Here is a 14,300-nt window from a genome sequence, read left to right as displayed (position 1 = left end):
GCGGGGCTCCGCTCACCCGTCCAAGGAGCACCGGGATGTCGTACGACCGCTCCCAGCCGTATCCCACCTACCCCTGGCAGCCGCCCGAACCGGCCGAACCGGTCAGGCGCGCCCCGCGTCACCGCCCCCCGATCGGCCACCACAGCGACCTGCGGATCCTGCGCAGCGCGTACCGCTGGCAACGGCGCACGGCCACGTTCACCGCACTCGGCTACTTCACGCTCTTCCTGGTGCTGTCGGCGTACGCCCCGTCCTTCATGGCGAGCGGCGGCACCGACGGGCTGCCCACAGGACTGCTCCTCGCCCTGCTCCAACTGCCCGTCACCTGGCTGGCGATCGCCGTGTACGAGCACACCGCGCGCCGCTACGTCGACCCGCTCGCCGACCGCATCCGCAAGCAGTCCGAGGTCGACGCCAGGCGAGGGGCGGGGGCGCGATGAGCGGGTTCAGCGACTCCGCGCAGGCGATGAGCCTGGTGGCGTTCTCCGCCGTCGCCACCCTCACCCTCCTGCTGTGCGTGATGACCGGCCCGGACGGCGACGACCTCGACGAGTTCTACACCGGCTACAACTCCCTGTCCCCCGTGCGCAACGGCCTCGCCATCGCGGGCGACTACATCTCCGCCGCGACCGTCCTCGGCACCGGCGGGGTCATCGCGCTCTGCGGCTACGACGGCGTCGTTCTCGCCCTGAGCACCGCCCTGTCGCTGATGCTGCTGATGTTCCTGCTGGCCGAACCGCTGCGCAACGCGGGCCGGTTCACCATGGGGGACGCCCTCGCACGCCGCATGCCCGGGCGTGCCGTGCGGATCGCCGCGTGCCTGGTCACCCTCGCCGCGCTGCTGCCGCTGATGCTGGTGCAACTCGCCGGGGCCGGCCAACTCCTGGCGTTCATCCTGGGGTTCTCCGGCGAATCGCTGAAGACGGGCTTCATCATCGGTCTCGGCCTGCTGATGATCAGTTACGCGGCCATCGGCGGAATGAAGGGCACCGCGCTCATCCAGATCCTGAAGATGGTCATGCTGCTCGGGTCGGGCGCCGTGGTCGCCGTACTGGTCATGCACCGGTTCTCCTGGGACCCGGGTGCGCTGTTCGGCACCGCGGCCCGGCAGAGCGGGGTGGGGCAGGACTTCCTGACCTCGGGACTGGAGTTCGCGGGCGGGCCGTATCCGCGCGTCGACATGATCACCTCGCAACTCGCCGTCGTCATCGGCGGCGCCTGTCTGCCGCACGTGACCATGCGCATGTACACCGCCTCCAGCGCCCGTCAGGTGCGGCGTTCGATGTCCTGGGCGGTGTCGGCCGTGGCCGTGTTCGTCCTGGTCATCACGGTCGTCGGGGTCGGGGCGACGGCGCTGGTCGGGCGCGCGGCGATCGCACAGGCGGATCCGCGGGGCAACACGGCGTATCTGCTGGGGTCGCGGGCGGCGTTCGGACCGCAGGTGTCGACCGGGGAGACCCTTCTGTTCACCACGGTCACCACGGCCCTCTTCCTCACCCTCCTCGCCTCCGTCGCCGGCATGATCCTCGCCTGCGCGAACTCCCTCGCCCACGACGTGTTCGCGGCGCGGACCCCGTCGATGTCACCGCGCCGCGAGATCCTGCTGGCCCGGGTGTCCGCGCTGGCCGTCGGCGTCCCCACGATCCTCCTCGCGACGCTCATCCAGCACCGGAGCCTGCAGCCGCTGGTGATCCTGTCCTTCTGCGTCGGCGCGTCGGCCATCGCCCCCGCCCTCATCTACGGCCTCTTCTGGCGGCGCTACACCCGCACGGGACTGCTCTGCACGCTGATCGGCGGCACGCTCACGGTGCTGCTGCTGATGCCGGGCACCAATCTCGTCTCCGGGTCACCGCTGTCCGCGTTTCCCGAAGCCGACTTCAACTGGCTGCCGTTCACGACCACGGGGCTGATCTCGATCCCGGCGGGCTTCGCCTTCGGCTGGCTGGGGACGGTGGTCTCCGGGCGGCGGAAGTCGGACGAGCAGCGCAGGCAGTACGAAGCGGTGGAGGGGTGGATTCTGGCGGGGGCCGTACGGAAGGGGTGACGTGGGGGTGGGGCGGGGGCCGTTGTCGGGCGCGGGCCGGTGGGGGCCGGTCGCGCAGTTCCCCGCGCCCCTTGAGTGGGTTCAGTCGCCCCTGCTCCCCCGCGCCGCCACGTCACTCCGACGGTGTCGCCCTCCCCGTGAGGGCCGTCAGGCTGCTGCGTACGTGGTCCATCTGGGCCTGTACGTCGTCCCACCGTTCCCCGTGCTCCCGCAGCACCCGCTCCGTCTCCCGGGCGATCCGCTCCGCACGGGCCCGTGCCTCCGCGAGGATCTCCGCGGCACGCGCGTGTGCCTCCTCCTCGCCCCGAACCACGGACGCCTCCGCCTCCGCGAAGCCCCGCTCGGCCTCCGCCAGCGCCGCCTCTGCCCGCCGCACCCGCTCGGCGTCCCGCGCGTCCGCCTCGGCCGCCCGCTTCTCCTCGGCCCGCTCCACCTCGGCCCAGCGCTCCGCATGCTCCTTGGCCTGCTCGGCGAGCATCCCGACGGTGCGCCGGCGTACCTCGCGCAGTGCGGCGAGCGCCTCCCCGCGCCCTTCTTTCACTTCACGCCGGGCTGCGACACGGATCTCGTCGGCCTCGGCGCGTGCGGCGAGCAGTCGATGGCAGGCGCGTTCGTCGGCCTCGGCGCGCACCGCGTCGGCGTGCGCCTGCGCGGCATCCCGTACGCCGTCCGCACGCGCCTCGTCCGCCAGTCGCCGCACCTCCTGCCGGGCGCCCTCACGGACGGCCGCGGCCTCCTCCTGTCCCAGCTCGAACAGCCGCCGCGCGCGCTCGCCGAGCGTCTCGTACGACTGCGGAGCCAGCGCCGCCACGACCTCCCGCAGCCGGACCGCCTCCGCCTCCATCTCCCTGGCGAGCACCGTGAGCCGGGCGGCCCGTTCCCAGGCGGCGTCGCGGTTCCGGGACAGGGCGGCGGCGTACGCGTCGACCTGTTCCGGGCGGTAACCGCGCCCCCGTACGGCCACGAACCCCCGGGGCGACACCGGTGCGCTGCTCATCCTGGAATCCCTCTCCGCCGAAACAACACGAACGGACGCGAAATGATGATTTCGCGCACATCTTGATGTATCGGACGGAAATGTTCATAACGCGACACTCCGCGTAGGGGTCACGGGCACCACGTTCACCGCGGCCGTCGCCGTCGCCGTCGTGCGCACGCGCAAGGGCCGGGACCGGGACCGGTCTCCACGACCCGGCCCGGCCCTCCACACACGCGCATGTATCAGCGGCGGGGCGTCACAGCAGCCCGTCCCACATCTGTTCGAGCAGTACCGACCACCAGCTCTCCGGCGAACCCAGCGCGGCCGGATCGAGCGAGGCCAACTGGGCCTGGAAGTCCACCGTCCAGCGCCCCGCCTGCTCCTGGTTCAGACCGAAGCGAAGCCGCCACATCCGGCCGAGCAACGCCAGACAGCGCTGGAACTCGGGCAGCCCCGTGTTGACGAACTGCGGCGGTACGGGCCCACCGCCCGGCCCCGCCTCCACGGGTACGGCGACGATGTTCGCCGTCCCGTACTGCACGCAGACCGCCTTGCCGAAGTCGCTGCCCATGACGAGGTAGGAACCCGCGTCCGAGGCCGGCTGCACCCCGCGCTCGGCCGCCAGCTCCGCCAGCGTCGGCACCGGCCGCCCCGGCTGGGCCTGCGCCCAGAAGAACGGGCCCATGTCCAACGGCAGTCCCGCCACCACCAGCGAGTGCGCCACGACCGGCGGCACGCCCTGCCGGGACACCGCGGCCTGCTCGAACCGGAAGATGCCAGGACCGAACGCCCCCGCCAGCTCCTGCGCCACACCCTCCGGCGGAACCGGCGGCGCGGCCTGCACCGGAGGCAGCGGCATGCGCACCGGCGCCGGACGCGCCGGCCCGTCGGCCACCTGGTGCAACTCGCCCTGGTGCGCCAACAGTTGATGCATACCCTGCTGACGGCTCGCGTGATCCGTCCCGTACGGCGCGATGCTCGCGAGCCGCGCCTGCGGCCACTGCTCCCGGATCATCCGCGCACAGTACGCACCCGGCAGCTCGCACGACTCCAACTCGGTGTGCAGCTCCAGCACCTGGTCCGGCGGCACGTTCATGCCCCGCAGCTCATGGAAGATCTGCCACTCCGGGTGCGGCGTCCCCGGCGCCGACCGCCGGATCAACTGCTGCTCCGACCCGTCCTGCGCACGGTAGCGAAGGACGGCCTGGTAGCCGGGGCCGACGGTGGGCTGGGACGGCTGCGGATAGCCGTAGGCCGGGGGCGGCCCCGACACGGTCTGTCCCGGCACCGGCTGCCCGGGCGGAGGGACCGGGCCCGGAGACGGTACGGCGCCAGGAGGCGGGGGCGGCATCGGGGCGGTCCCGGTTCCCGGTGCGCCGGGAGCCTGCGGCGGCGGAGGCACACCGGGCCCGCCCACCGGGGGCGCGGACAGCATGGTCTCCGCGTGATGCACGGCCCCGCCCGCGGCCCCCGGAGCACCGGGAACGCCAGGAGGCTGCGGCGCGCCGGGGCCTCCGGACGACTGCGGCGCACCAGACGCGCCCGGCGCGCCCGGAAACCCCGGTGGGCCCGGCGGATGCGGCATACCCGGAGCCCCGGGCGGAGCCGCGACAGGGGCAGGGGCAGGGCGGGGAGCCGACGGCGCGGCCGGAGGCTGCGGCGTCCCCGGACTCACGGTCCCCTCGGCTCCCGGTGCCGACACGAACTGCGTGGGCACATAACCGCCCCCCGTCGCACCGGGGCCGGGCGGCGGAGTCGGACTGCTCCCCTGCCACGCGCCCGGCGCTCCCGGGGCGGCGGGAGGAGGCGGCGGGGTCGAACCCCCGGCCGGCCCGCCCCGCGACGGAGGCGCCAGCCTGCTGGTGGCGACATCGGCGATGTCCCCGGCACTCGGCACGGGCGGCGGCGGTGGCGGCGCCGAAGCACCATGCCCCCCGGGACCTCCCGGCCGAGGCGCCCCCGCCCCACCACCGACCCCTTGCGGATACCCGTACGACGGTCCGCCCGGCGCCGGAGCCGACGGCGGGACAGCCCCAGGCACACCCGACCCACCCGTCCCACCCGCACCAGGCCCACCCGACACCAGGGGCCCCTGCGGATACCCGTACGACGACCCGCCCGGCGCCGGAGCCGACGGCGGCACAACCCCAGCCACACCCGACCCGGCGTCGCTCCGTGCTGCCGAGATCCGCGCGGTCCTGGAGTCGGTGATCTCCGAGCCCGGCGCGGGCTCCTCCGCCGCATCGCCCGTCTCGTTCAGCGGCGGCGAGAACACCGTCTCCGGCAACGCCACGGAGAGGTCCTCACCCCCGTTGGTGTCGGTCCCGGTCCACGGCCTCGCCACGGCAGGCACCTCGGCACCGCCGGCCGAGTCTCCGCCGGCCGAATCACCGTCGGCACCGGAGCCACCCCCGGCCTCCGCCCCCGCCCCCGCCCCGCCGATACCCAACTTGTCCGCCGCGTCCTGCAACCACTCCGGCGGAGACAGAAGAAACGACGTCTGGTTCAGATCGACCCGAGCCGCCGCGGCCGCACCCCCCGGCCCCACGTCCTCGACCCCGTCCTCGCGCCCGTACTCCTCCTCATAACGGCGGATCACCTCACCCACCGGCAACGACGGCCACAGCGTGGCCTCCCCGCTGTCCCGGGCGATCACCAGCCGCTGCGCACCCCCGTCCGACCGCGGCCCCTCCGCACGATCCTCGGCCCACACCACGAACCCGAGGCCGAACTCCCGCACCCGCACCTCACGATGCTGATACGACGGCACATCCCCGTTGATCCACTCTTCCGCGCGCTCCTGCGCCTGCGCGAACGTCACCATCGGTCAGTTCACTCCCCAGCCACCGGAACGGACCGCGCGAACCCGCCGTCCACCATCAGGTTCGCCACCGTCTCCAACTCCGGCGGATTACCGGCCAGTCGGGACAGGAACACGTCGAAGTCCGCCCCACAGGGCAGCAACAGACGTCCCACCCGCTCGGCGGGCGGCAGCGTCGGATCGACATCGCGCGCGTCGTCGTACGCGCAGAACCACACCGAACCGGCCCCCTCGCCCCTCACCTTCACGGCCAGCAGACCGCCCTGGACGAAACCGACGCCGAGATAGTCCTTCGTCAGATGGTCCCGCAGACACTTGTTGGCGTACACCAGGTCATTGACCGCCGCCTCGTCCCGCACCGTGAAGAACGGCTGATCCACCAGGAGCCCCAACTCGGCGTCCAGAGCCGCCCCCACCGGCGCCGACCCGCCCGCCGCCTTCAGGAACGACCGGTACGCACCCGGCAGCCGGTACCCGAGATCCTCCTCGACCCCCAGCACCTGCGACTCGGTCACCGCGACAGCCGACTTCGGCAGCCCGAAATGCGCCGGCCGTGTCTCCTGCAACGGCCGCGTCCCCCGCTTGTTCTGGTCGACACGTGTCGTGGAGATCCCACCGTGGTGCCGCAGCAGCGCCTTCACCTCGACCGGCACCAGCTCCAGCCGCCGCGTCCCGACCACGTGATGCCACGTCCAGCCGTGCGGCGTCGCCACCGCCGGCACCGTGTCCCACAACTCGTGACCGGTCGCCGACAACGCCGCGTTCGCCGACACATAGTCCGTCAGCCGCAGTTCGTCGACCCCGAAACCCTCCGGCGGCTCGGCGATCTCCGCCGCGGCACGCGCATAGGGCGAGAAGTCCGGATAGCCACGCTCGTCCACCCGCACCCCTCTGGGATGACGCGCGGCCCGGACCGGATCCGGGAAATGCACGACCTGCCCGGCATAGGCCGCGTTCGGCGGCGCAGCCTGCTCCCCGGCCTGGCGGCTGGGCGGAGCCCCCACCCCGAGCCGACCTGTCGTCATGGCGAAAGCCCCCTGCGGCGCTCTGGTACGGCCCACGGCGACCCCTTCCGCGAAAGCGGGCCACCACACGCCGTATCGACTGTCTCGTCCGTCTCCACGCGTCAACCGCGCGCATCGCGGCAACCACTTGGATCGCGGTGCCGACAGCCTATGCGGTACGACGACACCGGTCACCGGGCACCGGCCAGCCCCCCTCCGCTTCCGTGACCAGCCGTCACCCCGCCGTGACAGCCAGCCCAAACCCGGGCGTGTCGCACGGCCCCAGCTACCGCACCAGGCACGCCGTTTGGCAGTCTGTGACATCCGGGGGGATGCACGGGAGGGGAAGACGATCATGAACACGACGCAGACGGGACCGCGCCAAGGACCGCACACCGGCACGACGAGCGCCACCGACGGCAGCCCGCACACCGGCCCTGGCGGCGACCCACGCATCGGCTGGAGCAGCGCGGAGAGACCCCACGCACCCGCCCTGCGGCACCGCCGCGACGGCATACTCCCCACCGTCGCCGCCGCCCTCTCGGTCCGCGGCGCCACCCTCACCTCCACCGCCGCCCGCGGCGACCTGGCCCCACCGCTCCACCCCCTCGTCCAGGACTTCCTCGACAGCCTCGGCAGCGACCGACGCGACCGCTTCACCGGCCGCTGCGCCGAGACCATGCTCATATCCCGGCACATCACCGCCGCCGACGACGCCCGCACCAGGCGCGCCGCCCGCAAGCCCATGACCAACGGCGAGGCCCGCCGCGCCCTCAAGCAGGCCAAACTCACCGCCCGCCGCATCCGCGAGGACGGCGACCCGCTCCACGGCAGCTTCGCCCCACCCTGCCGCGCCTGCACCGCCCTCAGCGCCCACTTCGGCGTACGCATCGTCGACCCCGCGCAGGACGGCGGCTGACACCCCCCACCCCGCAGGACCCGTACGACGGCGCCCACGCACACCCCGGCGCCCACCCATGACCTCGACGAACGCGAAGGGCAGATGCACCCCGACCGCACCAACAGCACCCGCTTCCCCGCCCCCGTGGACGCCGCCCTGCGCACCGCCGGCTGGCAACCCGGACGCTGGGACATAAAGCAGGCCGAGATCTGGGCCGACGCCCTACGCGAACACACCTCACCCGCCGGACACCGGCACGCCGTGTTCCCCGCCGCCGTCGAAGCCTGGGCCGAGTTCGGCGGACTGCACCTGACCCCCACCGGCCCCGGCCGCCAGGTCGCCCCCGCCCACCTCCACCTCGACCCCCTGCACGGCCTCCACATGGCCCGCACCCTCGGCGACCTCGGCCGCGCCCTCGACACCGAGGTCTGCCCCCTCGGCGCCGAGACCGACACCCAGGCCCTCATCGCCATCGACACCGAAGGCCGCGTCTACGTCCTCGACCACACCGGCGACTGGTACCTCGGCCCCGACATCGACCAGGCCCTCGCCGGCCTCGTCTCCGGCATCGAACCGGCCCGCCTCACCGCGGGCTGAACCCAACGGCACCCACGGCCCCCCACAGCCTCACGCCGCCGGAATCACCGCCGACACCCGGAAACCCCCCGCATCCGTCGGCCCCGACACAAACACCCCGCCCAGCGCGGAGACCCGCTCCTTCATCCCCACCAGACCGTTGCCCCCCGACGGCAACCGCGCCGACGCCGGCGACGGAACATCCGGCGGCGGCTCGTTCTCCACCTGCATCGCGATCTCCGACACCCGGTGCGCGAGCCGTACGTGCGTCTTCGCCCCCGCCGCATGCTTGTGCGCGTTCGTCAGCGCCTCCTGCACCACCCGGAACGCCGTCTGCTCGATCTCCGCGGCATACGTGCGCACCTCACCCTCCACCGACAGATCCACCGCCATCCCCGCCGCGGCCGACTGCCCGATCAACACGTCCAGATCGTCCAGACAGGGCCCGTCGGCCTCCTCCACGACCCGAGAGGCCGCCGCTGCCGCCGCCACCCCCACCGCGACGAGCGGCACCGCCGCCCGCTCCCGGCGCCCGAACCCGTCCCCGCTGCGCAACACCCCGAGCATCTCCCGCAGTTCGGTGAGCGCCTGCCGCCCCATGTCCCCCACCAGAGCCGCGTTCTTCACCGCCTTCTCCGGATCCTTCCGGGCCACCGCCTGAAGCGCGGCCGCGTGCACCACCATCAGGCTCACCCGATGCGCGACGACATCGTGCATCTCACGGGCGATACGGGTCCGCTCCTCGTTCCGCGCCCACTCCGCCCGCTCCTCCGCCCGCTCGGCCAGCAGCTGAAGCTCCCGCTCGAGACTGTCGGCCCGCTCCCGCAGACTCTCCATGAGCCGGCGCCGGGCCCCCACGTACAGCCCGAGCAGCAGGGGCGGCGCGGTCATCCCGATCGCGGTCGTGATCGACACGAACGGTACGAACCAGTCCCCCAGGTCCAGATTCGCCCGCCCCGGATCCTGCCGGACCCGCACGAACATCACGATCAGCATCCCGACCAGCGACATCCCCGCCAGCGAACCGATGATCCGGCGCGGCAGCTCGGACGCGGAGAGCGTGTACAGGCCGACGATGCCCATGAGATAGCCCATCTGGGCGGGCGTGATCGCGATCGAGACGAGAACGACGGCGATCGGCCACTTCCGCCGGACGACCAGCACGGACCCCGCCAGCACACCGAACACGATCCCCGCGGCCATCGGGATCCCCGCGTCCTCCGCGAACCGGATTCCCTCGAACGCACACTCCACCGCGGACGCCGACGCCAGCCCGACGTCCAGCACCGCACTACGCCACCGTGACCACCACCACGGCCCCGTCTGAGCCGTCGCGGTGTCTTCCCCCGTCGTGGTCATGCCTCCAGCCTACGTTCGGCGCCCGCCGGATTTCCGGTGACTTTCGACGACTGGCCTACACCACATCGAGTGACCGATCGACCACGAAACCACCCGATATCCCTCGAACTGCCGAATCGCTCACCGTTCGATCCCGGAAGACCGAATTCCGGCCGGAGGGTATGCCCATGGCACATCCACAAGGCAAGTACGCGGACTTCGAGGGGCTGCGGGGGCAGGCGGTCGCGCTACGGCGGCAGGGACTCAGCCGACGCCAGATCCGCGACCGACTGCACATCGACAACAACGACATCCTCAACCGGCTCCTGGAGGGCGAGCCGGCTCCGGAATGGACCAAGCGCCCGAACGCGAAGGACGACCTACGGGACAGGGCGAGGGAGCTACGACTCCGGGGCTGGACGTACGACCAGATCCAGCTGGAGCTGGGGTGCTCGAAGAGTTCGATCTCACTGTGGGTACGGGACCTGCCGAAGCCGGAGCGACGCGACCTCAGTGAGCAGGCTCGGCTGGCAGGCAGGAAGAGGTGGGAGCACGAGCTGGCCATTCGGAACGAAGAACGACAACGGACCAAGTCGGCCGCAGCAGACGCGATCGGGGAGTTGTCCGACCGTGAACTCTTCCTGCTCGGCGTCGGCCTGTACTGGGCCGAGGGCGGCAAGGACAAGCCCTACGACCGCCGGGAGATCGTCGCCTTCATCAACAGCGACCCCGGCATGATCGAGGTGTTCCTGGCCTGGCTCGACCTCCTGCAAGTAGAGCGGGAACGCCTCCGGTTCGCCGTGATGATTCACGAAACCGCAGACATCGCAGGCGCGGAACAGTACTGGGCCGACCTGGTTGGCGCCGACCGCTCCGCCTTCAACAAGACGACCGTCAAGAAGCACAACCCCAAGACGGTGCGCAAGAATGTCGGCGATTCATACCGGGGTTGCCTGGTGATCAAAGTCCTGAAGGGTGCCGACTTGTACCGTCGCATCGAGGGCTCCTGGTACGGCATAGTGGTGTCCGTGCGTGAGGCCGATCACCGAAATCGGGCATAGAGCACATACCATCCCGGGTCGTCTAACGGCAGGACAAATGGTTTTGGTCCATTGAATGAGGGTTCGATTCCTTCCCCGGGAGCCCTACTCGAGCGGGCCCTGACAGCACTGTCAGGGCCCGCTCTCATGTCCCCCAGGAAACGCCCCGGTATCCTGCGGATGTCACCCCACCCCCTCCACAGCCGAAGGGCATCCCGTGAGCGCCATTCGCCCGGCAGCCGTCGTTGTTCTCGCAGCGGGTGAGGGCACCCGTATGAAGTCGGCCACACCCAAGGTCCTGCATGAGCTGTGCGGCCGGACCCTGGTGGGTCATGTGCTCGCCGCGGCCCGTGAGTTGGACCCCGAGAACCTCGTCGTGGTCGTGGGGCACGCCCGCGAGAAGGTCACCGCGCATCTCGCCGCCACGGACGCCGACGTACGAACCGCCGTGCAGGCGCAGCAGAACGGCACCGGGCATGCCGTGCGGATGGCGCTGGAGGAGCTCGGTGGTCGTGTCGACGGGACCGTGGTGGTCGTGTGCGGGGACACTCCCCTGCTGACGGGTGAGACGCTCAACTCCCTTGCCGCGACGCATTCCGCGGACGGCAACGCGGTGACGGTGCTGAGTGCCGAGGTGCCGGATGCGACCGGGTACGGGCGGATTGTGCGGGACGGTGTCTCGGGTGCGGTGACCGAGATCGTCGAGCACAAGGATGCGAGTGCCGAGCAGCGGGCGATCCGGGAGATCAACTCCGGGGTGTTCGCGTTCGACGGGCAGTTGCTGGCGGATGCGCTGGGCAAGGTGCGGACGGACAACTCGCAGGGTGAGGAGTACCTGACGGATGTTCTCGGGATTCTTCGCGAGGCCGGTCATCGGGTGGGTGCCTGCGTGGCCGGTGATCATCGTGAGATCGCCGGGATCAACAACCGGGTGCAGTTGTCGGAGGCGCGGCGGACCCTCAACGACCGGCTGCTGACGCGCGCCATGCTCTCCGGTGTCACCGTGATCGATCCGGCGACGACGTGGGTGGATGTGACGGTCACGTTCGGTCAGGACGCGGTCGTGCATCCGGGTACGCAGTTGCACGGCTCCACGCATGTCGGTGCGGGCGCGGAGGTGGGTCCCAACAGCCGGCTCAAGGACACTCACGTGGGGGCGGGCGCCCGGGTCGACAACACCGTCGCCAACAGCTCTCACATCGGCGAGGCGGCGTCCGTGGGGCCGTTCGCGTATCTGCGTCCGGGTACCCGGCTGGGCGCGAAGGGCAAGATCGGGACGTATGTGGAGACGAAGAACGCGTCCATCGGGGAGGGGTCGAAGATCCCGCATCTCTCGTATGTCGGGGATGCGACGATCGGCGAGTTCACGAACATCGGTGCTGCGAGCGTGTTCGTGAATTACGACGGGCAGGACAAGCACCACACGACGGTCGGGTCGCATTGTCGGACGGGTTCGGACAATATGTTTGTGGCTCCTGTCACGGTCGGGGACGGTGCGTACACCGCGGCGGGGTCGGTGATCACGAAGGATGTGCCGCCCGGTTCGTTGGCCGTGGCCCGTGGCCAGCAGCGGAATATCGAGGGTTGGGTGGCCCGGAAGCGTCCGGGGAGTGCCGCGGCGAGGGCTGCCGAGGCGGCTTCCCGGGAGGGCTCGAGCGAGGACTGACCGGAAACAGGTGCGCCGAAGTCGTCGTACCGTGATAAGTGCACACCCGCACCCCACCAGCCGAGATGGCCCGTCGCGCCCAGCGGCGCGGTCTGTCGAGGTCGGCTGAGACACCTCTGAGGAGACAGTGCTGTGACCGGGTTCAAGACGACCGGCGAGAAGAAGATGATGTTCTTCTCCGGCCGCGCCCACCCCGAGCTTGCCGAGGAGGTCGCCCAGCAGTTGGGTGTCGGGGTTGTCCCGACGAAGGCCTTCGACTTCGCGAACGGTGAGATCTACGTCCGCTACCAGGAGTCGGCGCGCGGTGCGGACTGCTTTGTGATCCAGAGCCACACGGCTCCGATCAATCAGTGGATCATGGAGCAGTTGATCATGATCGACGCGCTGAAGCGGGCGTCGGCCCGCTCGATCACGGTGATCGTGCCGTTCTACGGTTATGCGCGGCAGGACAAGAAGCACCGTGGCCGTGAGCCGATCTCGGCGCGGCTGATCGCGGACCTGATGAAGACGGCGGGTGCGGACCGGATCCTGACCGTGGATCTGCACACGGATCAGATCCAGGGCTTCTTCGACGGTCCGGTGGATCATCTCTTCGCGCTTCCGCTGCTGGCGGACTACGTGAAGGGGAAGCTGGACCGGAGCAAGCTGACGGTCGTGTCCCCGGACGCCGGCCGGGTGCGGGTCGCGGACCGTTGGTGCGACCGGCTGGGTGCGCCGCTGGCGATCGTGCACAAGCGGCGTGACAAGGACGTGGCGAACCAGGTGACCGTCCACGAGGTCGTGGGTGAGGTCAAGGGTCGGGTGTGTGTCCTGGTGGACGACATGATCGACACGGGTGGCACGATCTGTGCGGCGGCGGACGCCCTGTTCGCGCACGGCGCCGAGGACGTCATCGTCACCGCCACGCACGGTGTGCTCTCCGGCCCCGCCGCGGACCGGCTGAAGAACTCGCGGGTGAGTGAGTTCGTGTTCACGAACACCCTGCCGACGCCGGGTGAGCTGGGCCGGGATCTGGACAAGATCACGGTTCTGTCGATCGCGCCGACGATCGCGAGTGCGGTGCGTGAGGTGTTCGAGGACGGTTCGGTGACGAGCCTCTTCGACGAGCAGTAGAAGCGCGGCAGAAGTGCAGTAAGGGTTCTGCTGAAGATCCTTTTGGTACGGCCTCCCCCTCCGAGTAGACTGCTCCAGTTGCTCGGCGAGGGAGGCCGTTCCGCTTCGTGAGAAGGGGATACGGCGGTCCGTTATCGACGCGCTCTTCGTAGCAGGCCGTTCGTGGCCGGGTGACCGCGTCCGTCCCCAGTTCTACGAGGAGTGATCCACATGTCCGAGGTCAAGATCTCCGCCGAGACCCGTTCCGAGTTCGGCAAGGGTGCCGCCCGCCGCATCCGCCGTGACAGCAAGGTTCCCGGTGTTCTGTACGGTCGCGGTTCCGACCCGATCCACCTGACCCTGCCGGGCCACGAGCTGCAGCTCGCCCTGCGTACGTCGAACGTCCTGATCTCCCTGGACATCGACGGCAAGTCCAACGAGCTGGCGATCCCGAAGTCCGTGCAGCGTGACCCGATCAAGGGCTTCCTGGAGCACGTCGACCTGCAGCTGGTGAAGCGCGGCGAGCAGGTCAACGTCGAGATCTACGTGCACACCGAGGGCGAGCTGGCCCCGGGTGCCTTCCTGCTGGAGCACGTCCTGAACGCGCTTCCGGTCGTGGCCGAGGCCACGCACATCCCCGAGTCGGTCACCGTCTCCATCGCGGGCCTGACCGCCGGTGACTCCATCCTCGCGAAGGACATCACCCTGCCGAAGGGCACCACGCTGGACGTGGAGGAGGACACCGTCGTCCTGCAGGTCCTGGCCGCGCAGGCCGAGGAGGCCGCGGGCGAGGGCGAGGGCGACGAGGCCGCCGAGGCCTGAGCCCCGGAAGTCGCCGT

The 14,300-nt window shown here is 70.8% G+C and carries 12 protein-coding genes and 1 tRNA gene; 9 read left to right on the top strand and 4 right to left on the bottom strand.

What is annotated here, in order from left to right; genetic code table 11:
* Positions 1–35: 35 nt before the first annotated feature.
* Positions 36–440, top strand: coding sequence for a DUF485 domain-containing protein (locus ACFYRX_RS37525; RefSeq protein ID WP_389110031.1), 405 nt, complete (start codon positions 36–38; stop codon positions 438–440).
* Positions 437–2,044, top strand: coding sequence for a cation acetate symporter (locus ACFYRX_RS37520; RefSeq protein WP_389110029.1), 1,608 nt, complete (start codon positions 437–439; stop codon positions 2,042–2,044). The genes ACFYRX_RS37525 and ACFYRX_RS37520 overlap by 4 nt, the downstream gene beginning before the upstream one ends.
* 112 nt (positions 2,045–2,156) lie before the next feature.
* Here the strand turns inward: ACFYRX_RS37520 and ACFYRX_RS37515 are convergent, their stop codons facing one another.
* The 3 genes from ACFYRX_RS37515 to ACFYRX_RS37505 all read right to left on the bottom strand — a co-directional run bounded on the left by ACFYRX_RS37515 (position 2,157) and on the right by ACFYRX_RS37505 (position 6,869).
* Positions 2,157–3,041 carry a cellulose-binding protein gene (locus ACFYRX_RS37515; protein ID WP_389110026.1) on the bottom strand — a complete coding sequence of 295 codons (885 nt, stop codon included), beginning with the start codon at positions 3,039–3,041 and terminating at the stop codon, positions 2,157–2,159.
* Between the two features lie 238 nt (positions 3,042–3,279).
* Positions 3,280–5,847, bottom strand: a complete 2,568-nt coding sequence (locus ACFYRX_RS37510) for an SUKH-4 family immunity protein (RefSeq protein ID WP_389110023.1) — start codon at positions 5,845–5,847, stop codon at positions 3,280–3,282.
* Positions 5,848–5,855: 8 nt separating this feature from the next.
* A complete protein-coding gene (locus ACFYRX_RS37505) occupies positions 5,856–6,869 on the bottom strand; it encodes an SMI1/KNR4 family protein (RefSeq protein WP_389110021.1) in 1,014 nt (337 codons plus the stop codon).
* A gap of 334 nt (positions 6,870–7,203) precedes the next feature.
* On the opposite strand from ACFYRX_RS37505, the gene ACFYRX_RS37500 reads away from it, so the two are divergent.
* On the top strand, positions 7,204–7,767 hold the full coding sequence (locus tag ACFYRX_RS37500) for a YwqJ-related putative deaminase (protein WP_389110018.1): 564 nt from the start codon (positions 7,204–7,206) through the stop codon (positions 7,765–7,767).
* Between the two features lie 84 nt (positions 7,768–7,851).
* The gene (locus tag ACFYRX_RS37495; protein WP_389110015.1) at positions 7,852–8,346 is read left to right on the top strand and encodes an SUKH-3 domain-containing protein; all 495 of its coding nucleotides are present in this window, start codon (positions 7,852–7,854) and stop codon (positions 8,344–8,346) included.
* 30 nt (positions 8,347–8,376) lie between these two features.
* On the opposite strand, the gene ACFYRX_RS37490 is transcribed toward ACFYRX_RS37495, so the two are convergent.
* Positions 8,377–9,684 carry a sensor histidine kinase gene (locus ACFYRX_RS37490; protein WP_389110012.1) on the bottom strand — a complete coding sequence of 436 codons (1,308 nt, stop codon included), beginning with the start codon at positions 9,682–9,684 and terminating at the stop codon, positions 8,377–8,379.
* 167 nt (positions 9,685–9,851) lie between these two features.
* On the opposite strand from ACFYRX_RS37490, the gene ACFYRX_RS37485 reads away from it, so the two are divergent.
* From ACFYRX_RS37485 to ACFYRX_RS37465, 5 genes are all read left to right on the top strand, one after another.
* Positions 9,852–10,724, top strand: a complete 873-nt coding sequence (locus tag ACFYRX_RS37485) for a hypothetical protein (RefSeq protein ID WP_389110009.1) — start codon at positions 9,852–9,854, stop codon at positions 10,722–10,724.
* Positions 10,725–10,735: 11 nt separating this feature from the next.
* Positions 10,736–10,806: transfer RNA gene (locus ACFYRX_RS37480), tRNA-Gln, on the top strand.
* A 114-nt stretch (positions 10,807–10,920) separates the two neighbouring features.
* Positions 10,921–12,369, top strand: a complete 1,449-nt coding sequence (gene glmU / locus ACFYRX_RS37475; protein ID WP_389110007.1) for a bifunctional UDP-N-acetylglucosamine diphosphorylase/glucosamine-1-phosphate N-acetyltransferase GlmU — start codon at positions 10,921–10,923, stop codon at positions 12,367–12,369.
* Between the two features lie 132 nt (positions 12,370–12,501).
* Positions 12,502–13,482: a ribose-phosphate diphosphokinase gene (locus ACFYRX_RS37470; RefSeq protein ID WP_389110004.1), complete on the top strand. Its 981-nt coding sequence runs from the start codon at positions 12,502–12,504 to the stop codon at positions 13,480–13,482.
* Between the two features lie 210 nt (positions 13,483–13,692).
* Positions 13,693–14,283, top strand: a complete 591-nt coding sequence (locus ACFYRX_RS37465; RefSeq protein ID WP_389110001.1) for a 50S ribosomal protein L25/general stress protein Ctc — start codon at positions 13,693–13,695, stop codon at positions 14,281–14,283.
* Positions 14,284–14,300 lie beyond the last annotated feature (17 nt).

This window comes from Streptomyces sp. NPDC005374 (genome assembly GCF_042872225.1).
Lineage (GTDB): Bacteria > Actinomycetota > Actinomycetes > Streptomycetales > Streptomycetaceae > Streptomyces.
Note: the sequence above shows the minus strand (reverse complement) of the source record. Positions and strands in the feature narration are given on the sequence as shown.